The sequence below is a fragment of the Pseudomonas sp. LBUM1646 genome, from assembly GCF_059716165.1.
In genome coordinates this window covers 460871-482148 of record NZ_CP166810.1, presented here as the reverse complement: position 1 = coordinate 482148, position 21278 = coordinate 460871, and the positions used below count along the sequence as shown (strand labels likewise).

The following is a 21278-nucleotide window of genomic DNA, read 5'->3' as shown; positions in this document are numbered from 1 at the left end:
CGAGTTCCACTATGAGTGCTCTTTCAAAGGGATGGTCCGTGGCCGTTCCAGCCAGGCGCCTTCGCCATCGGGAACGATTTCGACCACATCGACTTGCGAGCCGCTGATGGCGACGATTCGTCCATCGTTACGCCCCAGGTAATCGCCGACTTTCAACCGATGCACACCGCCCGCCCCGCGCAGCAGCGCAAAGGAGCCGGTGGCATTGGAGATCGTGCCGACCATTTCAAACTGCTCGATGTTGAAACCTTCGAGGTACTGCTTGACCCGATTGGGATCAGGCTTGACGTTGCGCGAACCGTGCTTCTGACCCGCCAGATCGACCCTGACCTGCCGGGAAAACGGGCTGCGCAGGTTCGCCGCGCTGTAAGTGAATGTGGGGTAAGACCGGAATGTCGGCGTTGGTTCAATCTTGCCCGGTGGACGCAGGCGTACTTCGTTCAGGTAGGCGTCCAGGTCGCCGAAGCCATTATCGCCGCCGCAACCGGCCAGACCGGCCAGCAACACACCCATCGAAAAACAACGAAACGGGCTCATTTTTGCAGCCCTTTGTCGTTGTAGCGGTAGGTCTTGGCGAGGATGCTCATGCGCAGCTTCGTCCCGCCGTCGGGATTGGCCGGCGCAAGGTCGAAGTCATGCAGGGTGACGATTCGCGGCAGCCCGGCCACGCCACTGACGAACGTGGCCAGGTCGTGATAGGCGCCGGTGACGGTGATCTGGATCGGCAACTCGATGTAGAACTGCTGGGTGACTTCTGGCAGCAACTTGATCTCTTCGAATTCCAGACCGCTACCCAGACCGGTGCGGGTGATGTCCTCCAGCAGCCCGGGGACTTCAGTGTCGCTGGGCAGTTGGCGCAACAGTACGCCAAAGGAGTTTTCCATCTCCTTCATCTGCTGGGTATAGAGCTCCAGGTTCGCCGCCATGCTCGCCTTGCTGGCGAATTGCTCCTTGAGCGTCGACTCTTGCGTGCGCTTGAGATCGAGCTCGTTTTGCTGGTCGCTGATGAAGAAGTTGTAGCCCAGCGCCAACACCAGGACCATCAGCAGGATGCCCGCCGCCACCTTGATTGCCGGCGGCCAGGAGCCGATGTTGTTGGTGTCCAGATCGTTGATGTCGATCTTGCGCAGCCCTTCGAACCATTCGGATGGAGTCATTTAGCGCCCTCCACCACAACGGGTCGTGTCTGACGGACGGTCAACTGAAAGACGTTGGCCTGATCCAACTGACCGGCGGTTGTCGCCTTGACCTCGGTCAGACTCGGTGCATCGAACCAGTCCGAGGCATCCAGATTGCGCATCAGCTCAGAGACCTTGTTGTTCGACTCTGCTGCGCCGGTGATGGCCAGGCTTTTGCCTTGCATTTTCACTTCAGTGAAATACACGCCGTCCGGCAGGGTACGCGCCAACTGATCGAAGATTCGCCCGCTGATCTGCCGGTTGCCTTGCAGGTCCTGGATGATACGCATGCGCTCCACTAGCTGCTGGCGGCGGGCCTTGAGGTCACTGATTTGCTTGATCCGCTCATCGACCACGGCAATCTGTTTGCCGAGGTATTCGTTGCGCGCCACTTGCTGGCTGATGGCGCTGCTGAAAACCTGGTCGGCAATCAGGACCAGGCCCACCGAACCGACCAGCACGCCCACCAACGTCAGCAGAAAGCGCTTTCGGCGCTCTTCGCGCAGCTCTTCACGCCAGGGTAAAAGGTTGATCCGCGCCATCAGTCGAAACTCCTGAGGGCCAGACCGCAGGCGATCATCAAGGCCGGCGCATCGCTGGCCAGAGCACCGGCGTTGACCTTGCTGCTCAGCGACATATCGGCGAACGGGTTGGCAACCTGGGTCGGAGTGCCCAGCCGCTGCTCGATCAACCGATCAAGACCGGAGACCGAGGCGGTGCCGCCGGCCAGCAGAATATGGTCGACCGCGTTGTACTGGCCGGACGCAAAGAAAAACTGCAATGAACGAGAGACCTGCTGCACCAGAGCCTCGCGGAACGGTTGCAACACTTCGCTGACGTAGTCGTCCGGCAAGCCGCCCTGCTTCTTTGCCAGCCCGGCCTGCTCAATGGTCAGGCCATAACGGCGCTGGATCTCTTCGGTGAGCTGGCGACCGCCGAACAATTGTTCTCGGGTATAGATGATGCGACCGTTGTGCAGAACGCTCAGGGTGGTCATGGTCGCGCCGATGTCCACCACGGCGACGGTCGGGCGCTCTTGGTTGGAAGCGAGTTGGGTTGCAAGCAGACCAAAGGAACGTTCAAGGGCGTAAGCCTCGACGTCCACCACTTTGGCGGTCAGCCCGGCCAGGGCCAGGGCAGCCTCACGGACCTCGACGTTTTCTTTTCGACAGGCGGCAAGCAATACATTGACCCGCTCGGGGTTGCGCACCGATACGCTCTGGACTTCGAAGTCGATGGCGACTTCGTCCAAGGGATAAGGAATGTATTGATCGGCCTCGATCTTGAGCTGGTTTTCCATCTCGTCGTCGGACAGCCCGGCGTCCATCTCGATGGTCTTGGTGATCACCGCCGAACCGGCCACGGCGACGGCGACGTTGCGGATGCCGGTCCGGGCCTTGAGCAGCACGCGAGACAGTGCCTGGCCCACGCCTTCGAGCTCGGCGATGTTTTTTTCGATGACTGCGCTGGCGGGTAACGGTTCGACCGCATAGGCCTCAACGCGATAGCGGTCGCCCTGGCGGCTCAGCTCCAGAAGCTTCACCGACGTGGAACTGATGTCGATCCCCAGAAGCGTTCTGGTCTTTTTATTGAAGAGTCCTAGCACTACCAATTCCCTATGACTATCCGTGAGTTACGGACTCTGTAATGTGCATTGCGTTCAATCCCTGCGTCTTGACAGAAGCGCAAATGACGCCCACCACGGAAAAATGCTTATAATGCCCAGCGTTTTTTTCCGCTTTTACTGCCAGCGCGGGTCGCTCTCTGTGTAGCCGGGACCCTGACGCCAAATTCATTCTTTACCCTGGATGTCCAAACGCCTTGATTCGTCTGCTGAAATTTTTCGGTTGGTCCATCGTCGCCGTTTTCTGCGGACTGCTTTTAGGTCTCAGTGGCGCCTATCTTTACCTTAGTCCGGGTTTGCCGTCCGTGGAGGCGCTGAGAAGCATTCAGTTGCAGATTCCTCTACGGGTATACAGCAGCGATAACAAGTTGATCGCAGAATTTGGCGAAATGCGCCGGACTCCGATCCGATTCGCCGACATTCCCCCCAATTTCATCAATGCGTTACTAAGTGCTGAAGACGATAACTTCGCCAACCACTATGGCGTCGATCCCAGCAGCCTGATGCGCGCCGCGACCCAACTGGTTAAAAGCGGCCACATTCAATCCGGCGGCAGCACCATCACCATGCAGGTCGCGAAGAACTTCTTCCTGACCAGCGAACGCAGCTTCTCGCGCAAAACCACCGAAATCCTTCTGGCCCTGCAGATCGAACGGCAGCTGACCAAGGACGAAATCCTTGAGCTGTACGTCAACAAGATCTACCTGGGTAACCGCGCCTACGGCATCGAGGCGGCCGCGCAGGTTTACTACGGCAAGTCGATTCGAGATGTGAGCCTGGCGCAGATGGCGATGATCGCCGGCCTGCCGAAAGCTCCGTCGCGCTTCAACCCACTGGCCAACCCGGCCCGCAGCAAGGAGCGTCGCGACTGGATTCTGGGGCGCATGTACAAGCTCGGGAAAATCACCGAAGCCGACTACACCACCGCGATCAACGAACCGCTGAACGCCAGCTATCACGTGCCGACCCCGGAAGTTAACGCACCGTACATCGCTGAAATGGCCCGCGCCGAAATGGTCGGCCGTTATGGCAGCGACGCTTACACCGAAGGTTTCCGCGTCACGACCACTGTGCCGAGCAATCTGCAGGAAATGGCCAACACCGCGCTCCACGAAGGCTTGATGACCTACGACCAGCGTCACGGCTATCGCGGCCCGGAATCGCGCCTGCCAGGCAAGACCCGTGAAGCCTGGGCCACCGAACTGACCAAGCAGCGCACCATCAGCAGCCTGGAGCCGGCCATCGTCACCCAGGTCGACAAGACCGGCCTGCAAGTGATGACCCGCACCGGCGACGAACACGTCGGCTGGGACGGCATGAAGTGGGCACGACCATTCCTGAACACCAACAGCATGGGCGCCAATCCGAAGCAGCCGGCGGATGTGGCTCAGGTCGGTGACCTGATTCGTGTGCAGCGCCAGCCGGACAATTCGCTGAAGTTCAGCCAGATTCCGCAGGCCCAGGGAGCATTGGTTTCCCTTGATCCGCAGAACGGCGCCATTCGCTCGCTGGTGGGCGGCTTCGCTTTCGAGCAGAGCAATTACAACCGCGCCATGCAGGCCAAGCGTCAGCCGGGTTCGAGCTTCAAACCGTTCGTCTACAGCGCCGCTCTGGATAACGGCTACACCGCCGCCACCCTGGTGAATGATGCGCCGATCGTGTTTGTCGACGAGTACCTGGACAAGGTCTGGCGTCCGAAGAACGACACCAACACCTTCCTCGGCCCGATCCGCTTGCGCGAAGGCCTGTACAAGTCGCGTAACCTGGTGTCGATCCGCCTGGTGCAGGCGCTGGGCGTTGATCGCACCATCGACTACATCAGCAAGTTCGGCTTCAACAAGCAGGACCTGCCGCGCAACCTGTCCCTGGCCCTCGGTACCGCGACCCTCACGCCGATGGAAATCGCCACCGGCTGGAGCACCTTCGCCAACGGCGGCTACAAGATCACCCCGTACATCATCGACAAAATCGACAGCCGCAACGGCGATACGCTGTTCGTTGCCAACCCGCCGAGCGTGCCTCAGGGCGATGCGGCGACCAGTGGCATTGCCGCACCGGTAGCCCAGACGTTCACGGTCAACCCGACTCCGGGCGAGGCCACGGCGGCTCCCGGCACAGTGCCGCAAACCCCGGCGCTGGCTGAACGTATCGTCGATGGCCGCACCACGTTCATCCTCAACAGCATGCTCGAGGACGTGATCAAACTCGGCACCGGTCGCCGCGCGCTGGCCTTGGGCCGTCCCGACATCGCGGGCAAGACCGGCACCACCAACGAATCCAAGGACGCCTGGTTCTCCGGCTACAACGCCGATTACGTGACCACGGTCTGGACCGGTTTCGATCAGCCCGAGAGCCTGGGTCGCAAGGAATTCGGCGGCACCGTCGCACTGCCGATCTGGATGAACTACATGGCTGCTGCGCTGAAGGGCAAGCCGCCGCATACGCAAGCCGAACCGGAAGGCATCCTCAGCCTGCGGGTGGATCCGCTCAGCGGCCGTGCGGCCACGCCAAGCACGCCAGGGGCCTACTTCGAGCTGTTCAAGGCCGAAGACACGCCACCGTCGGCGAACGAACTGGGTAACGGCACTGCACCAGGCAGCCCGCTGCCAGCGGATGAAGCGGCACCGATCGATTTGTTCTGATCGAGTAACGCAGCAAAAAGCCCCGCCTTCGAGAGAAGAGCGGGGCTTTTTTTGCACCGATCGTTCCCACGCTCTGCGTGGGAATGCCTCAACGGACGCTCCGCGTTCGGCTCTGGAAGGGACGCAGAGCGTCCCGGCCTGCATTCCCACGCGGAGCGTGGGAATGATCATCCGGCAGACATAAAAAAGCCCCGACTCAATAGAGCCGGGGCTTTCGGTTGAAGCGCTACAACGGCTTAGCCGTTGAACACGTCATCCACGCTTTTCAGCGGGTAGTTCTTCGGATACGGCAGGGTCGCTACACCCGTCTCGATGGCAGCCTTGGCCACGGCATCGGAGATCACGGTGATCAAACGGGCATCCATTGGTTTCGGGATGATGTACTCACGACCGAATTCCAGCTTGATGCCGCCGTAGGCGTCGCACACTTCCTGAGGAACCGGCAGCTTGGCCAGTTCACGCAGGGCGTTGGCCGCGGCCACTTTCATTTCTTCGTTGATGCGCTTGGCGCGAACGTCCAGGGCACCGCGGAAGATGAACGGGAAGCCCAGTACGTTGTTGACCTGGTTCGGGTAGTCCGAACGGCCGGTAGCCATGATCACGTCGTCACGGGTGGCGTGTGCCAGTTCCGGGGCGATTTCCGGGTCCGGGTTGGAGCACGCGAACACGATCGGGTTGGCCGCCATGGACTTCAGGCCTTCAGCGCTCAGCAGGTTCGGGCCGGACAGGCCAACGAACACGTCTGCACCGGTCAGGGCGTCAGCGAGGGTACGCTTCTCGGTCGCGTGAGCGAACACAGCCTTGTACTGGTTCAGGTCGTCACGGCCGGAGTGGATCACGCCGGTACGGTCAACCATGAAGATGTTTTCGATGTTGGCGCCCATGCTCACCAGCAATTTCATGCAGGAGATGGCGGCCGCACCGGCACCGAGGCAGACGATTTTGGCGTCAGCCAGGGTTTTGCCAGCGATTTCCAGGGCGTTGATCATGCCGGCCGCAGTAACGATCGCGGTGCCGTGCTGGTCATCGTGGAATACCGGAATGTCGCACTGCTCGATCAGAGCACGTTCGATCTCAAAGCACTCAGGCGCCTTGATGTCTTCCAGGTTGATGCCACCGAAGGTGATGGAGATACGCTTGACGGTGTCGATGAAGGCTTGCGGGCTTTCGGAGTCGACTTCGATGTCGAACACGTCGATGCCGGCGAAGCGCTTGAACAACACGCCTTTACCTTCCATCACTGGCTTGGAAGCCAATGGGCCGAGGTTACCCAGGCCGAGAATCGCGGTGCCATCGGAAATGACTGCAACCAGGTTGCCCTTGCCGGTGTATTTGTAGGCCAGTTCAGGATCGCGGGCGATTTCGCGTACTGGTTCGGCTACGCCGGGGCTGTAGGCCAACGACAGGTCGCGGGCGGTAGCGGTGGCCTTGGTGAGCTCGACACTCAGCTTCCCTGGACGAGGATGGGCGTGATATTCGAGAGCGGCAGTTTTCAAATCAGACATGTGGGCATTCCGCTTTTTACTGTTGGACAGACGGACCGCCGAGGATACGCGTGTCGCAAAGTCCCTACAAGACTGACCGGTCACCCCTGTCAAGCGCCCGGCCCTACGACTTTGGGCCAAGAGCCACGGAACACAAGGGATTGACTGTTCACAATCCGTACAAAAAATGTCTACAACTTTTTATCACTGCCGGGCTTGAAGCATCGAAGGATCACTTAACGGGAGCAGCCAACGCGCCTGACCGTCATGGAGCCCGCCACGGCGCGAGCGGTCCAGCACCCAACCGCGCCCCTCGATCTGCTTGCCCTTCAGCCGCTCAAGCGCGGCGACATCGAACCGGGCCAGCAAATTGGGTGCAACGCGCAATACAACCGAATCCTGCAACTCGATCCAAACCCCACCGCGATTGCGCTGGACCTTGCTCACACGACCACTGAGTATCGCGAAACCGGACGCGCGGATCTGATCCGCTTTCAGCACAGGCGACTGGCGCCACAGCCCGAGGCCAGCCTGTCGAGCCGTGCGCTCCGCTGCTTGCTGGCAAGTCACTAAATCGACATTCGGCGCCACTGCCACCTGAAAACCGAGGCCTTCGGCGAGCATCTGCGCTTCGAGATTGGCGCCATCAGCGCCGTAGACATGAGCCAGCGTGCGCCCGTAGCGATCCTTGCCCTCCTTACCGGTCAGCAATCCCACCCGACCGTTGCTGGCGGCCACCAACGCTTCGAGGCGCTGGCGTGCGGCCACGGCGAACGGCTCGTCGGTACGGCCTTGTCGGCCCAGTTCCGGGGTGTTCAAGCCGATCATTCGCACACTGCGGCCATCGCTCAGGCGCAGGGTGTCGCCATCCACCACCCGCTGCACCACGACAGGCGCCAGACCGCTCGGCGTCGGGCAAAAGGCCTGGGCACTGGAAAGCCAAATCGCAGACACAAAAAAGGCGCCCGCGAGGGACGCCTTTTTCAACAGCGAGGAAAAGCCCATAGGGCTTCTCAACCTTACTCTGCAGCAGCAGGCTTTTTGCCAAAAGCACCGAAACGGTCTGCGAAGCGCTGTACACGGCCGCCAGTATCCAGAGTCTTCTGCTTACCGGTGTAGAACGGGTGGCACTCGTTGCATACGTCAGTACCCAGTGGCTTGCACAGGTTCGAACGAGTTTCGAACTTGTTGCCGCAGCTGCAAGTTACTGCAATGGTTTCGTACGCTGGATGGATATCGGCTTTCATGGTGTATTCCTCAGGCTAGCGTGCCGCCACTCAACACTATTGTTGAATACCGCACGTAATTAGGCCGCGGATTCTACCAGACCTTTGAAATCGCGCAAGCTGTCGCTTCTACCGACCGTCTGCTAGGCTCCCTGCCTTCTTCACCGCCCCATCATCGAGAAAACCTTCGCGTGCCCGACGCCATTTTGCGCCTCGCCCTGCCCTCGCCCCTGCGCCGCCTGTTCGATTACCGTGCCCCGGCCGGGGTCCTGCGCGCCCAGTTGCAACCGGGCATGCGCCTGCGGGTTCCGTTCGGCAGAAGGGAGATGATCGGCATTCTGGTCGAGGTCACCGACACCAGCGAAGTCCCGGTGGAAAAGCTCAAACCGGCCATCGCCCTGCTCGACGCCACGCCGCCGCTGCCACCGGCGCTGTTCAAGTTGTGCCTGTGGACGTCCCAGTATTATCAGCACAGCCTCGGCGACACCTTGAGTTGGGCGCTGCCGGTGTTGCTGCGCCAGGGCGAACTGGCCGAAGCACGCCAGGAACGCTTCTGGTCCGTCGCTCCCGGCGCCAGTCTTGATGATCCGCGCATCGCCCGCGCCCCGCGCCAGCGTGAAGCCCTGGCGACGCTGGCCCAGCACCCCCACGGCGTCGCCCATCAGTTGCTGAGCAAATTGATGCTGAGCAAGGACAGCCTCGACCTGTTGCTGGCCAAAGACCTGGTGCAGGTCGAAATCCGCAAGCATGCCCCCGGCGCCCGCCACGAACACTGGCTGGCCCAGCCTGAATTGCCGCTCAACCCGGAACAGCGCACCGCTTACGAGGCAATCCGCGCCGGGTTCGACAGTTATCACGCGTTCCTGCTGGCCGGCGTCACCGGCAGCGGCAAGACCGAAGTCTATTTGCAACTGATCCGCGAAACCCTCGAAGCCGGCAAGCAAGCGCTGGTGCTGATCCCGGAGATCAACCTCGGCCCACAGACCCTGGCGCGCTTCGAGCAGCGTTTCAATGCGCGCATCGCGCTGATCCATTCGGCGGTCAACGATCGCGAACGCCTGGAAGCCTGGCTCGCGGCCCGGGACGGCGACGCCGACATTATTATCGGCACCCGTTCGGCACTGTTCACGCCGATGAAAAACCCCGGCCTGATCATCATCGACGAAGAGCACGACGGTTCCTATAAACAGCAGGAAGGTTTGCGCTACCACGCCCGCGACCTGGCCTTGGTCCGCGCCCGGCAGGAAAACATCCCGATCGTCCTCGGCTCCGCCACACCTTCGCTGGAAAGCCTGCATAACGCCTACACCGGCCGCTACGGTCTCCTACGCCTGAATGAGCGTGCTGGCGGGGCCAAGCAGCCGCGTTTCCTGCGTCTGGACGTAAAAAGTCGTCCACTGGACAGCGGGATTTCCGGGCCGATGCAGCAAGCCATCGGTCAGACCCTGGCCGCCGGCCAGCAAGTCCTGGTCTTCCTCAACCGTCGCGGCTTTGCCCCGACTTTGCTCTGCCACGATTGCGGCTGGATGTCCGAGTGTCAGCGCTGCGATGCGCGGATGACCGTGCACCAGCGCTCCGGCGAACTGCGCTGCCACCATTGCGGCTACGTCGAACGCGTACCCCGGCACTGCCCGAAATGCGGCAAGGTCGATTTGCGCCCCGTCGGCGCGGGCACCGAGCGCGCCGAGGAACGTTTGGCGATTTTGTTCCCGGATGTGCCGGTGCTGCGGGTCGACCGCGACAGCACGTCGCGTAAGGATGCGATGAATCAGCTGTTCGCCACCATCCAGAAAGGCCAGCCGTGCATCCTGGTCGGCACGCAGATGCTCGCCAAAGGGCACCACTTTCCACGGGTAACGCTGGTGTCGATTCTGGATGCCGACGGCGGGCTGTTCTCCGGTGACTTCCGCGCCAGCGAGCGCATGGCGCAGTTGATCGTCCAGGTCGCCGGCCGCGCTGGCCGGGCTGAAGAGCCGGGCAGAGTGATCATCCAGACGCACCTGGCCGACCATCCATTGCTGGTGCAACTGACCGAACAGGGTTACTTCGCCTTTGCCGAACAGGCCTTGAGCGAACGTCGTGCCGCCGGCCTGCCGCCATTTGCGCATTTGGCGCTGCTGCGGGCCGAAGCGCACAAACCGGGGCAGGCCGAAGGTTTTCTCGATGAGGCGTGCAGCGAGGCGGAACGATTGCTGGCTGAGCAGAATCTGACCGGTATCGAGTTGCTCGGGCCGGTGCCGGCGCCGATGGAACGTCGGGCCGGGCGTTATCGGGCGCAGTTGTTGTTGCAGGCGACGGCGCGGGCGCCGTTGCATCGGTTGCTGAGCAGTTGGTTGCTGGCGTTGGAGCAAATGCCGAGTGGGCGCGCGGTGCGTTGGTCTTTGGATGTTGATCCCGTCGATTTGTATTGATTAGGAGCGAGGTTTGCCCGCGAAGAGGTCCTAATTGTCACCACATATCCATAACCTGCCCGCTATAGTTGGCAAGCACGTCCGTGCCACGGATAATGCCCAGTTTTTCCACTAGCGCATCCAGGCGCCGCCGCGCTTGCGGTCGAAAGAGAACACCATGAAAGACACCATTCGCCAGCTGATCCAACAAGCCATCACCCAACTCGTCAACGAAGGTGTGTTGCCTGAAGGCCTGTCGCCGGCGATCCAGGTGGAAAACTCCCGTGACAAGAAGAACGGCGACTTCGCCAGCAACATCGCGATGATGCTGGCCAAACCGGCGGGCATGAAGCCGCGCGACTTGGCGGAAAAAATCATCGCCGCCCTGCCGGCTGACGAAAACGTCACCAAGACTGAAATCGCCGGCCCGGGCTTCCTGAACTTCTTCCAGAACACCGAGGCCCTGGCCTCGCGCCTGGACGCCGCACTGGCCGACAAGAACGTCGGCGTGCGCAAGGCCGGCCCGGTGCAGCGCACCGTGGTTGACCTGTCGGCGCCGAACCTGGCCAAAGAGATGCACGTCGGCCACTTGCGCTCGACCATCATCGGCGACGGCGTGGCCCGAGTGCTGGAGTTCCTCGGCGACACCGTGATCCGCCAGAACCACGTCGGCGACTGGGGCACCCAGTTCGGCATGTTGATGGCCTACCTGCAAGAAAACCCGATCACCAGCGACGAGCTGTCGGACCTGGAAAACTTCTATCGCGCCGCCAAGCAACGCTTCGACGAATCAGAAGAGTTCGCTGATCGTGCCCGTGGCCTGGTGGTCAAGTTGCAGGCCGGCGATGCCGAGTGCCTGGCCCTGTGGACGCGCTTCCGCGATATCTCGCTGTCGCACTGCCAGGCAATTTACGAACAACTGAACGTCAAACTGACCATGGCCGACGTGATGGGCGAAAGTGCCTACAACGACGACCTGATCAACGTGGTCAACGACCTCAAGGCCGCCGGCCTGCTGGTCGAGAGCAACGGCGCCCAGTGCGTGTTCCTCGACGAATTCAAGAACGCCGACGGCGACCCGCTGCCGGTGATCATCGTCAAGGCTGACGGCGGCTACCTCTACGCCACCACCGACCTGGCGGCCGTGCGTTATCGCAGCGGCAAGCTGAAAGCTGATCGCGTGTTGTACTTCGTCGACCAGCGTCAGGCCCTGCACTTCCAGCAAGTGTTCCAGGTCGCACGCCTGGCCGGTTTCGTGACGCACCCGATGGAAATGGAGCACATGGGCTTCGGCACCATGAACGGCGCCGATGGCCGTCCGTTCAAAACCCGTGATGGCGGCACCGTGAAGCTGGTCGATCTGCTGACCGAAGCCAAGGATCGCGCCTACACCCTGGTGAAAGAGAAGAACCCGGAGCTGGCCGAAGACGATCTGCGCAACATCGCCAAGGTCGTGGGCATCGGCGCGGTGAAATACGCCGACTTGTCCAAGCACCGCACCAGCGACTACAGCTTCAACTTCGACCTGATGCTGAACTTCGAAGGCAACACCGCGCCGTACCTGCTGTACGCCTACACCCGCGTCGCCGGCGTGTTCCGCAAGCTCGGCAAGGACTTCAGCGAAGTCGAAGGCCAAATCGTCCTCGAAGCCACACACGAACATGAACTGGCCGCCAAGCTGGCGCAGTTCGGTGAAGTGCTGAACAACGTTTCCGATAAAGGGACGCCGCACATCCTCTGCACCTACCTGTACGATGTCGCCGGGCTGTTCTCCAGCTTCTACGAGAACTGCCCGATCCTCAGCGCCGACACCCCGGCGCAAATGCAGAGTCGCCTGCGCCTCGCCGCGCTGACCGGCCGCACACTCAAGCAAGGCCTGGAACTCTTGGGTCTGGAAACTCTGGAGCGTATGTAAGTTGGCTGCCAAGAAAAAACCTGCACCCAAGCGTGGCGCCAGTCGTTACACCGCTCCTGCAAAACAACCGATCCCGGGTTGGCTGTGGATGGCCATCGGCCTGACGGTCGGCGCGTTTATCGTGTTCCTGATGAAACTGGAGCCGGGTAAAGGCAGCGAGAGCGTCAAGCGCGAGAAGATCGAGCAACAGAAAGCCAGCAAGATTGCCGAGGCCAACAAGACTCCGCCGAGCCCGACACAACCGGTGAAGCCGAAGTACGACTTCTACACCTTGCTGCCGGAATCGGAAGTGATCGTGCCGCCGGACGCGGTGCCGGAGAAAACCCTGCCGACGCCGCAAGTGCCGACGGTTCCGACCACCCCGGTGACGCCAGAGCAAGCGGCGAAGATCGACACTGCACGGGCTCAGGCTGCGCTGGCCGGGATTACGCCGCCACCGCCGCCACCGGTTTCCAAAGCGGCGCCGGTGACCAAGTTCTTCCTGCAGGCCGGTTCGTTCCGCAAAGAAGCTGATGCCGATAAGGTTCGCGCGCAGATCATCTTGCTCGGTCAGGCGGTGGTGGTAGAGTCCGGCATGGTTAAGGATGAAACCTGGTATCGGGTGTTGGTCGGGCCGTTCAGCAATCGCGAACAACTGACCACCGCCCAGAAACAACTGGCCGGCAGCGGTTTCAGCAACCTGTTGTTACAACAACGCCAAAGCCGCTGACCCACCTCCGATCGTTCCCACGCACCGCGTGGGAATGCCTCAAGGGACGCTCCGCGTCCAGTGACGCGGAGCGTCACGGGCTGCATTCCCACGCGGTGCGTGGGAACGATCAGCACTCACACCGCTCGTCCCCTCTCCCGCCCTACAGTTGAAAAAATCTCCACCACCCCCATATGAGTTGGCATAAGGCATTTTCGCCCCGCTGCGTGGAGACTCTCCCTTGACCACCATCGTTTCAGTTCGCCGCCACGGCAAAGTCGTCATGGGCGGCGACGGCCAGGTTTCGCTAGGCAATACCGTGATGAAAGGCAACGCGAAGAAAGTTCGTCGCCTGTACCACGGTCAGGTCATCGCCGGTTTTGCCGGGGCTACCGCCGACGCCTTCACCCTGTTCGAGCGTTTTGAAGGCCAGCTCGAAAAACATCAGGGTCACCTGGTTCGCGCCGCCGTCGAACTCGCCAAAGAATGGCGCACCGACCGCTCCCTCAGCCGCCTCGAAGCCATGCTCGCGGTCGCCAACAAAGACGCATCGCTGATCATCACCGGCAACGGTGACGTGGTTGAACCCGAAGAAGGCCTGATCGCCATGGGTTCCGGCGGCGGCTACGCTCAAGCCGCAGCCAGCGCTTTGCTGAAGAAAACCGATTTGTCAGCCCGGGAAATCGTCGAAACCGCGCTCGGCATCGCCGGCGACATCTGTGTATTCACCAACCACACCTTCACCATTGAGGAGCAGGACCTCGCCGAGTAAGCCTGTTTCGGCCCAGTGCCACGGCTCGCTTTTGCCAGAGGACCGCCAATTACTATGTCCATGACTCCCCGTGAAATCGTCCACGAACTCAATCGCCATATCATCGGCCAGGACGATGCCAAGCGCGCCGTCGCCATCGCGCTGCGTAACCGCTGGCGCCGGATGCAGCTGCCGGAAGAGCTGCGCGTTGAAGTAACGCCAAAGAACATCCTGATGATCGGCCCGACCGGTGTCGGTAAAACCGAGATCGCCCGTCGCCTGGCCAAACTGGCCAACGCGCCGTTCATCAAGGTCGAAGCGACCAAGTTCACCGAAGTCGGCTATGTCGGCCGCGACGTCGAATCGATCATTCGTGACCTCGCTGACGCCGCAATCAAGCTGCTGCGCGAACAGGAAATGACCAAGGTTCGCCACCGCGCCGAAGACGCCGCCGAAGATCGCATCCTCGACGCCCTGCTGCCACCGGCACGCATGGGTTTCAGCAATGAAGAATCGACGACGTCCGCCGATTCCAACACCCGTCAGCTGTTCCGCAAGCGCCTGCGCGAAGGTCAGCTGGATGACAAGGAGATCGAAATCGAAGTCGCCGAAGTGGCGGGTGTCGATATCTCCGCGCCACCGGGCATGGAAGAGATGACCAACCAGTTGCAGAGCCTGTTCGCCAACATGGGCAAGGGCAAAAAGAAAAGCCGCAAGCTCAAGGTCAAGGACGCACTGAAACTGGTACGTGACGAAGAAGCCGGCCGTCTGGTCAACGACGAAGAGTTGAAGGCCAAGGCCCTGGAAGCGGTCGAGCAGCACGGCATCGTGTTCATCGACGAAATCGACAAGGTCGCCAAGCGCGGCAATTCCGGTGGCGTCGACGTGTCCCGCGAAGGCGTGCAGCGCGATTTGCTGCCGTTGATTGAAGGCTGCACCGTCAACACCAAGCTGGGCATGGTCAAGACCGACCACATCCTGTTCATCGCTTCCGGTGCATTTCACCTGAGCAAGCCGAGCGATCTGGTGCCTGAGCTGCAGGGTCGTCTGCCGATTCGCGTTGAACTGAAGGCGCTGACCCCGGAAGACTTCGAGCGCATTCTCAGCGAGCCGCATGCGTCGCTGACCGAGCAATACTGCGCGCTGCTGAAAACCGAAGGCCTGACCATCGAGTTCCAGCCGGACGGGATCAAGCGCATCGCCGAGATCGCCTGGCAGGTCAACGAGAAAACCGAGAACATCGGTGCTCGTCGCCTGCACACGCTGCTTGAGCGTTTGCTGGAAGAGGTGTCGTTCAGCGCCGGTGACCTGGCCAGCGCCCACGATGACAAGGTGATCCTGATCGACGCCGAGTACGTCAACAGCCACCTCGGCGAATTGGCGCAGAACGAAGACCTGTCCCGCTACATTCTGTAGAGCCTCAAGTTGCAAGTTACAAGCGTCAAGCTGATCGCGTTAAGCTTGCAGCTTGTAGCTTGCCGCCCAAGGCCCCTTCTATGATTCCCACCGACATCAAACTGCACAAAGCCTCGAAAACCCTGTCGCTGAAATACGCGTCCGGCGAGGAATATCACCTGCCCGCCGAGTTCCTGCGCGTGCACTCTCCCTCCGCCGAGGTCCAGGGCCATGGCAAACCTATCCTGCAATTTGGCAAGATCGCCGTCGGCCTGAGCAAGGTAGAACCGGCCGGTCAGTACGCACTGAAATTGACCTTCGACGACGGCCATGACAGCGGCCTCTTCACTTGGGAATATCTGTACCAGTTGGGCGTGCGCCAGGAAGACCTCTGGAACGATTATCTTGCCGAGCTCAAAGCCGCCGGCAAAACCCGCGATCCGAGCCAGTCCATCGTCAAGCTGATGCTCTAGGTCAGGCCTCTTGCTCTTTAGAGGGCATTTTCTAATTTCATCTGTTTGAATGCTCCGCTGTGTGGCTGAGGATCGGCCCGCTTGCGAAAAAAATTAAACTCGGGTAACCAATGGAACTGGCAAGTTCCCTGCAGTGCTCTATGAACTAGAAAGCAGCATTAGCGTTGCGGAATTAACGGTCACCCGAGCAGCAGTACCTGGTATTGGTTGTGTGACTACACGGCTGGGCTCAGGTACTCGTCTCAGGACAATGGAGCGTCGTAGATGAGTAACAAGAACAACGATGACCTGAAGTATCAAGCCTCGGAAAACACCCTGGGGCTTAATCCTGTTGTTGGGCTGCGTGGAAAGGATCTACTGGCTTCTGCTCGAATGGTGCTCAGGCAGGCCATCAAACAACCGATTCACAGCGTCAAGCATGTCGCTCATTTCAGCCTCGAACTCAAGAATGTGCTGTTCGGAAAATCCGAGCTGCACCCGCCAGGCGAAGACCGTCGCTTTGCCGATCCGGCCTGGAGCCAGAACCCGCTCTACAAACGCTATTTGCAAACCTACCTGGCGTGGCGCAAGGAACTCCATGCCTGGATCGACGACAGCAGCCTGTCGCCAAAAGACGTCGCCCGCGGGCATTTCGTGATCAACCTCATGACCGAAGCCATGGCCCCGACTAACAGTGCGGTCAACCCGGCAGCGGTCAAACGCTTCTTCGAAACTGGCGGCAAGAGCCTGCTTGACGGCCTCTCCCACCTGGCCAAGGACATCGTGCACAACGGCGGCATGCCGAGCCAGGTCAACATGGGCGCGTTCGAGGTTGGCAAGAGCCTGGGCGTGACCGAAGGCGCGGTGGTGTTTCGCAACGACGTGCTGGAGTTGATCCAGTACCGGCCGATCACCGAGCAGGTGCACGAGCGCCCACTGCTGGTGGTACCGCCGCAGATCAACAAGTTCTACGTATTCGACCTGAGCCCGGACAAGAGCCTGGCGCGCTTTTGCCTGCGCAATAACCTGCAGACGTTCATTGTCAGCTGGCGCAACCCGACCAAGGAACAACGCGAGTGGGGCCTGTCCACCTACATCGAAGCGCTCAAGGAAGCGGTCGATGTGGTCATGGCAATCACCGGCAGCAAAGACGTGAACATGCTCGGCGCCTGCTCCGGCGGCATCACCTGCACCGCCCTGCTGGGCCACTACGCGGCGATCGGCGAGAAGAAGGTCAACGCCCTGACCTTGCTGGTGAGCGTGCTGGACACCACCCTGGACAGCGACGTGGCCCTGTTCGTCGACGAGCAGACCCTCGAAGCCGCCAAGCGTCATTCCTACCAGGCCGGCGTGCTGGAAGGTCGCGACATGGCGAAAGTCTTTGCCTGGATGCGCCCCAACGACCTGATCTGGAATTACTGGGTCAACAACTACCTGCTGGGCAACGAGCCGCCGGTGTTCGACATCCTGTTCTGGAACAACGACACCACACGGTTGCCGGCCGCGTTCCACGGCGACCTGATCGAGATGTTCAAAAGCAACCCATTGATCCGCCCCAATGCTCTGGAAGTGTGCGGTACACCGATCGACTTGAAGCAAGTCACGGCCGATATCTTTTCCCTGGCCGGTACCAATGACCACATCACCCCGTGGAAGTCCTGCTACAAATCGGCGCAACTGTTCGGCGGCAACGTTGAATTTGTCCTGTCCAGCAGCGGGCACATCCAGAGCATCCTCAACCCGCCGGGCAACCCGAAGTCGCGCTACATGACCAGCATCGACATGCCGGTGAAGGCCGAGGACTGGCAAGAGAACTCCACCAAGCACACCGATTCCTGGTGGTTGCACTGGCAGGCGTGGCAGGCCGAGCGCTCGGGCAAGCTGAAGAAATCCCCGACCACACTGGGCAACAAAACCTACACGGCGGGCGAAGCTGCGCCGGGTACTTACGTGCATGAACGGTAACTGACACACCTCGCCCTGTAGGAGCTGCCGCAGGCTGCGATCTTTTGAGTCTGGTTTCAAGAATCAAGATCAAAAGATCGCAACCTGCGGCAGCTCCTACAGGGATCGGGGATGAATTCACCCACAGGGCCTGAAGCATGCCGCAACCGTTCATATTTCGTACCGTCGACCTGGATGGCCAGACCCTCCGCACGGCGGTACGCCCCGGCAAGCCTCACTTGACGCCCTTGCTGATTTTCAACGGCATCGGCGCCAACCTGGAGCTGGTGTTTCCGTTCGTCGCGGCGCTGGACCCGGACCTGGAAGTCATCGCCTTCGACGTTCCCGGGGTCGGCGGCTCGTCAACGCCCAATCACCCGTATCGTTTTCCGGGATTGGCGAAACTCACGGCACGGATGCTCGACTATCTCGACTACGGACAAGTCAACGTGATCGGCGTGTCCTGGGGCGGTGCCTTGGCGCAACAGTTCGCCTATGACTATCCCGAACGCTGCAAGAAACTGGTCTTGGCGGCCACGGCAGCGGGCGCGGTGATGGTGCCCGGCAAGCCGAAAGTGTTGTGGATGATGGCCAGCCCAAGGCGTTATATCCAACCATCACACGTGATCCGCATTGCGCCGATGATCTATGGCGGCTCGTTCCGCCGCGATCCGACGCTGGCTGCCAGCCATGCGGCGAAGGTGCGTTCGGCGGGCAAGCTCGGTTACTACTGGCAGCTGTTCGCCGGCCTCGGCTGGACCAGCATTCACTGGCTGCACAAGATCCACCAACCGACGCTGGTGCTGGCCGGCGATGACGATCCGCTGATCCCGCTGATCAACATGCGCGTACTGGCCTGGCGGATTCCGAACGCCCAGTTGCACATCATCGACGACGGGCATCTGTTCCTGATTACCCGGGCCGAAGCGGTGGCGCCGATCATCATGAAGTTCCTCGAGGAAGAACGTCAGCGTGCGGTGATGCATCCGCATCCGGCGCCATTTGGCGGCTAATCAGCCGTTTAGCCGACGGAAAGGGAATGGCAGGACGCCGTTCCGCGCAACAACCCGTAACAGCGTCTATGGTGTTCTGGTTCAGTGTGTTTGTTTTTGGCCTGAAGACGAAGGAGTGTTGATTCATGCGCGAAAAACCAGCGAGGGAATTTTTACCCACTCCCGCCGCGTTCATCAACGCACAGAGTGCGATTACCGGCCTGCGTGGCCGGGATCTGTTTTCGACCCTGCGCAGTGTTGCCGCCCACGGTTTGCGCAACCCGGTGCACAGCGCCCGCCACGCCCTTAAACTCGGCGGTCAGTTGGGTCGTGTGCTGCTGGGGGAAACCCTGCATCCGACCAACCCGCAGGACAGTCGCTTTGCCGATCCGGCGTGGAGCCTCAACCCGTTCTATCGGCGCAGTTTGCAGGCGTATCTGAGCTGGCAGAAACAGGTCAAAAGCTGGATCGACGAGAGCGCCATGAGCCCCGATGATCGGGCCCGCGCCCACTTCGCGTTTGCCCTGCTCAACGACGCCGTGGCGCCGTCCAATACCTTGCTCAATCCGCTGGCGATCAAGGAGATATTCAACTCCGGCGGCAATAGTTTGGTGCGCGGTGTCGGGCACCTGATCGACGACTTCCTGCACAACGATGGCTTGCCCAGACAAGTCACCAAGCAAGCCTTCGAAGTCGGTAAAACCGTCGCCACCACCACCGGTTCCGTGGTGTTTCGCAACGAGTTGCTGGAGCTGATCCAGTACAAGCCGATGAGCGAAAAGCAGTATTCCAAGCCGCTGTTGGTGGTGCCGCCGCAGATCAACAAGTACTACATTTTCGACCTGAGCCCACACAACAGCTTCGTCCAGTTCGCCCTGAAGAACGGCCTGCAAACCTTCATGATCAGTTGGCGCAACCCGGATGTTCGCCATCGCGAATGGGGGCTGTCGACCTACGTTGAAGCGGTAGAAGAAGCGATGAATGTCTGCCGGGCGATCACCGGCGCGCGCGAAGTCAACCTGATGGGCGCCTGCGCCGGCGGGCTGACGATTGCCGCGTTGCAAGGCCATCTTCAGGCCAAGCGGCAACTGCGCCGAGTCTCGAGCGCGACCTATCTGGTGAGCCTGCTCGACAGCCAGATGGACAGCCCGGCCACCCTGTTCGCCGACGAACAGACCCTGGAAGCTGCCAAGCGCCGCTCCTATCAGAAGGGTGTGCTGGACGGTCGCGACATGGCCAAGGTGTTCGCCTGGATGCGCCCCAACGATTTGATCTGGAGCTACTTCGTCAACAACTACTTGTTGGGCAAGGAGCCGCCGGCGTTCGACATTCTCTACTGGAATAACGACAACACGCGGCTGCCAGCGGCGTTCCATGGCGACCTGCTGGACTTCTTCAAGCACAACCCGCTGAGTCATCCGGGCGGTCTGGAAGTGTGCGGCACGCCGATCGATTTGCAGAAAGTCACCGTCGACAGTTTCAGCGTGGCCGGCATGAATGACCACATCACCCCGTGGGATGCGGTGTATCGCTCAACCCTGCTACTCGGTGGCGAGCGACGTTTCGTGCTGTCCAACAGCGGCCATGTGCAGAGCATTCTCAACCCGCCTTCCAACCCGAAAGCCAACTTCGTCGAAAGCCCGAAACTGAGCAGTGATCCAAGGGCCTGGTATTACGACGCCAAGCAAGTCGACGGCAGTTGGTGGACGCAATGGCTGGGCTGGATTCAGGAACGCTCCGGAGCGCAAAAAGAAACCCATATGGCCCTCGGCAACCAGAACTATCCACCGATGGAAGCCGCACCCGGCACTTACGTCCGCGTGCGCTGACGCGCAAACAACCACGGCCGACGCAGGCCGTGGCATGACTCGACCATTAAGAAGACTGGATGAAAACCCGCGACCGGATCCTCGAATGTGCCCTGCAGTTGTTCAATCACAAGGGCGAACCGAACGTCTCCACCATGGAAGTTGCCAATGAAATGGGGATCAGCCCGGGCAACCTCTACTACCACTTCCACGGTAAGGAACCGCTGATTCTGGGGTTGTTCGAACGCTTCCAGAATGAGTTGGCGCCGCTGCTTGATCCGCCTTCCGATGTGGAACTCGGTCCCGAAGATTACTGGCTGTTCCTGCACCTGATCGTCGAGCGCCTGGCGCACTACCGGTTCCTGTTCCAGGACCTGTCGAACCTGGCTGGGCGCCTGCCGAAACTGGCCAAGGGTATCCGCAATTTGCTCAACGCCCTGAAACGCACATTGGCATCATTGCTGGCGCGATTGAAGGCTCAGGGGCAGTTGGTCAGCGACACCCAGGCGTTGGGGCAACTGGTGGAACAGATCACCATGACGTTGCTGTTTTCGTTGGACTATCAGCGGATTCTTGATCGCGAGGGTGAAGTGAGGTTGGTGGTGTACCAGATCATGATGCTGGTGGCGCCGCACCTGCTGCCGCCGATCAAGGCCGCGACGGAGCAACTGGCGTTGCAGTACCTCGAAGAACACGACTAACCCCCTGTGGGAGCGAGCTTGCTCGCGATGGCGGTGTGTCAGATAACATCGATGTCGACTGACACGCCCTCATCGCGAGCAAGCTCGC

The 21278-nt window shown here is 60.6% G+C and carries 18 protein-coding genes; 11 read left to right on the top strand and 7 right to left on the bottom strand.

What is annotated here, in order from left to right; genetic code table 11:
- Window positions 1–9: 9 nt before the first annotated feature.
- Genes ACA071_RS02160 through ACA071_RS02145 form a run of 4 tightly spaced genes read right to left on the bottom strand, consistent with a single transcriptional unit; the run spans window position 10 to window position 2784 of the window.
- Complete coding sequence (locus ACA071_RS02160) at window positions 10–537, bottom strand: pilus assembly protein PilP (protein WP_497642934.1); 528 nt, start codon at window positions 535–537, stop codon at window positions 10–12.
- The gene (pilO, locus tag ACA071_RS02155; RefSeq protein ID WP_497642933.1) at window positions 534–1157 is read right to left on the bottom strand and encodes a type 4a pilus biogenesis protein PilO; all 624 of its coding nucleotides are present in this window, start codon (window positions 1155–1157) and stop codon (window positions 534–536) included. Before pilO ends, ACA071_RS02160 begins: the two co-directional genes overlap by 4 nt.
- Window positions 1154–1720, bottom strand: coding sequence for a PilN domain-containing protein (locus ACA071_RS02150; protein ID WP_497642932.1), 567 nt, complete (start codon window positions 1718–1720; stop codon window positions 1154–1156). The genes pilO and ACA071_RS02150 overlap by 4 nt, the downstream gene beginning before the upstream one ends.
- On the bottom strand, window positions 1720–2784 hold the full coding sequence (locus tag ACA071_RS02145; protein ID WP_497642931.1) for a pilus assembly protein PilM: 1065 nt from the start codon (window positions 2782–2784) through the stop codon (window positions 1720–1722). Before ACA071_RS02145 ends, ACA071_RS02150 begins: the two co-directional genes overlap by 1 nt.
- Window positions 2785–3002: 218 nt before the next feature.
- Here ACA071_RS02145 and ACA071_RS02140 point away from each other — a divergent pair, with 218 nt between their 5' ends.
- Window positions 3003–5444, top strand: coding sequence for a penicillin-binding protein 1A (locus ACA071_RS02140; protein WP_497645253.1), 2442 nt, complete (start codon window positions 3003–3005; stop codon window positions 5442–5444).
- Window positions 5445–5680: 236 nt separating this feature from the next.
- On the opposite strand, the gene ACA071_RS02135 is transcribed toward ACA071_RS02140, so the two are convergent.
- From ACA071_RS02135 to rpmE, 3 genes are all read right to left on the bottom strand, one after another.
- Complete coding sequence (locus ACA071_RS02135) at window positions 5681–6949, bottom strand: malic enzyme-like NAD(P)-binding protein (RefSeq protein WP_054054610.1); 1269 nt, start codon at window positions 6947–6949, stop codon at window positions 5681–5683.
- Between the two features lie 183 nt (window positions 6950–7132).
- Window positions 7133–7933 (bottom strand): thermonuclease family protein, encoded by an 801-nt coding sequence (locus tag ACA071_RS02130; RefSeq protein ID WP_497642930.1) that lies wholly within the window; start codon window positions 7931–7933, stop codon window positions 7133–7135.
- A 14-nt stretch (window positions 7934–7947) separates the two neighbouring features.
- A complete protein-coding gene (gene rpmE, locus ACA071_RS02125) occupies window positions 7948–8175 on the bottom strand; it encodes a 50S ribosomal protein L31 (RefSeq protein ID WP_123511093.1) in 228 nt (75 codons plus the stop codon).
- A 170-nt stretch (window positions 8176–8345) separates the two neighbouring features.
- On the opposite strand from rpmE, the gene ACA071_RS02120 reads away from it, so the two are divergent.
- The 10 genes from ACA071_RS02120 to ACA071_RS02075 all read left to right on the top strand — a co-directional run bounded on the left by ACA071_RS02120 (window position 8346) and on the right by ACA071_RS02075 (window position 21190).
- A complete protein-coding gene (locus ACA071_RS02120; protein WP_497642929.1) occupies window positions 8346–10565 on the top strand; it encodes a primosomal protein N' in 2220 nt (739 codons plus the stop codon).
- 157 nt (window positions 10566–10722) lie between these two features.
- Window positions 10723–12459: an arginine--tRNA ligase gene (gene argS / locus ACA071_RS02115; RefSeq protein WP_497642928.1), complete on the top strand. Its 1737-nt coding sequence runs from the start codon at window positions 10723–10725 to the stop codon at window positions 12457–12459.
- Window position 12460: 1 nt separating this feature from the next.
- Window positions 12461–13168: an SPOR domain-containing protein gene (locus ACA071_RS02110; protein WP_497642927.1), complete on the top strand. Its 708-nt coding sequence runs from the start codon at window positions 12461–12463 to the stop codon at window positions 13166–13168.
- A gap of 220 nt (window positions 13169–13388) precedes the next feature.
- Window positions 13389–13919 (top strand): ATP-dependent protease subunit HslV, encoded by a 531-nt coding sequence (hslV, locus tag ACA071_RS02105; RefSeq protein WP_007899242.1) that lies wholly within the window; start codon window positions 13389–13391, stop codon window positions 13917–13919.
- 54 nt (window positions 13920–13973) lie between these two features.
- Window positions 13974–15314, top strand: coding sequence for an ATP-dependent protease ATPase subunit HslU (gene hslU, locus ACA071_RS02100; protein ID WP_497642926.1), 1341 nt, complete (start codon window positions 13974–13976; stop codon window positions 15312–15314).
- An 80-nt stretch (window positions 15315–15394) separates the two neighbouring features.
- Window positions 15395–15766: a gamma-butyrobetaine hydroxylase family protein gene (locus ACA071_RS02095; RefSeq protein ID WP_497642925.1), complete on the top strand. Its 372-nt coding sequence runs from the start codon at window positions 15395–15397 to the stop codon at window positions 15764–15766.
- Between the two features lie 264 nt (window positions 15767–16030).
- Window positions 16031–17710 carry a class II poly(R)-hydroxyalkanoic acid synthase gene (phaC, locus tag ACA071_RS02090; protein WP_497642924.1) on the top strand — a complete coding sequence of 560 codons (1680 nt, stop codon included), beginning with the start codon at window positions 16031–16033 and terminating at the stop codon, window positions 17708–17710.
- Window positions 17711–17847: 137 nt separating this feature from the next.
- Window positions 17848–18702, top strand: a complete 855-nt coding sequence (phaZ, locus tag ACA071_RS02085; RefSeq protein ID WP_497642923.1) for a poly(3-hydroxyalkanoate) depolymerase — start codon at window positions 17848–17850, stop codon at window positions 18700–18702.
- Window positions 18703–18827: 125 nt separating this feature from the next.
- The gene (gene phaC, locus ACA071_RS02080) at window positions 18828–20510 is read left to right on the top strand and encodes a class II poly(R)-hydroxyalkanoic acid synthase (protein ID WP_497642922.1); all 1683 of its coding nucleotides are present in this window, start codon (window positions 18828–18830) and stop codon (window positions 20508–20510) included.
- A gap of 59 nt (window positions 20511–20569) precedes the next feature.
- Window positions 20570–21190, top strand: coding sequence for a TetR/AcrR family transcriptional regulator (locus ACA071_RS02075; RefSeq protein WP_429513470.1), 621 nt, complete (start codon window positions 20570–20572; stop codon window positions 21188–21190).
- Window positions 21191–21278 lie beyond the last annotated feature (88 nt).

What these genes read in the sequence shown, in the direction of transcription:
- ACA071_RS02160 (WP_497642934.1), bottom strand. Translation starts at nt 537, where the DNA reads ATGAGCCCGTTTCGTTGTTTTTCGATGGGTGTGTTGCTGGCCGGTCTG.
- pilO (WP_497642933.1), bottom strand. Translation starts at nt 1,157, where the DNA reads ATGACTCCATCCGAATGGTTCGAAGGGCTGCGCAAGATCGACATCAAC.
- ACA071_RS02150 (WP_497642932.1), bottom strand. Translation starts at nt 1,720, where the DNA reads ATGGCGCGGATCAACCTTTTACCCTGGCGTGAAGAGCTGCGCGAAGAG.
- ACA071_RS02135 (WP_054054610.1), bottom strand. Translation starts at nt 6,949, where the DNA reads ATGTCTGATTTGAAAACTGCCGCTCTCGAATATCACGCCCATCCTCGT.
- ACA071_RS02130 (WP_497642930.1), bottom strand. Translation starts at nt 7,933, where the DNA reads ATGGGCTTTTCCTCGCTGTTGAAAAAGGCGTCCCTCGCGGGCGCCTTT.
- rpmE (WP_123511093.1), bottom strand. Translation starts at nt 8,175, where the DNA reads ATGAAAGCCGATATCCATCCAGCGTACGAAACCATTGCAGTAACTTGC.
- argS (WP_497642928.1), top strand. Translation starts at nt 10,723, where the DNA reads ATGAAAGACACCATTCGCCAGCTGATCCAACAAGCCATCACCCAACTC.
- hslU (WP_497642926.1), top strand. Translation starts at nt 13,974, where the DNA reads ATGTCCATGACTCCCCGTGAAATCGTCCACGAACTCAATCGCCATATC.
- ACA071_RS02095 (WP_497642925.1), top strand. Translation starts at nt 15,395, where the DNA reads ATGATTCCCACCGACATCAAACTGCACAAAGCCTCGAAAACCCTGTCG.
- phaC (WP_497642924.1), top strand. Translation starts at nt 16,031, where the DNA reads ATGAGTAACAAGAACAACGATGACCTGAAGTATCAAGCCTCGGAAAAC.
- phaZ (WP_497642923.1), top strand. Translation starts at nt 17,848, where the DNA reads ATGCCGCAACCGTTCATATTTCGTACCGTCGACCTGGATGGCCAGACC.
- phaC (WP_497642922.1), top strand. Translation starts at nt 18,828, where the DNA reads ATGCGCGAAAAACCAGCGAGGGAATTTTTACCCACTCCCGCCGCGTTC.
- ACA071_RS02075 (WP_429513470.1), top strand. Translation starts at nt 20,570, where the DNA reads ATGAAAACCCGCGACCGGATCCTCGAATGTGCCCTGCAGTTGTTCAAT.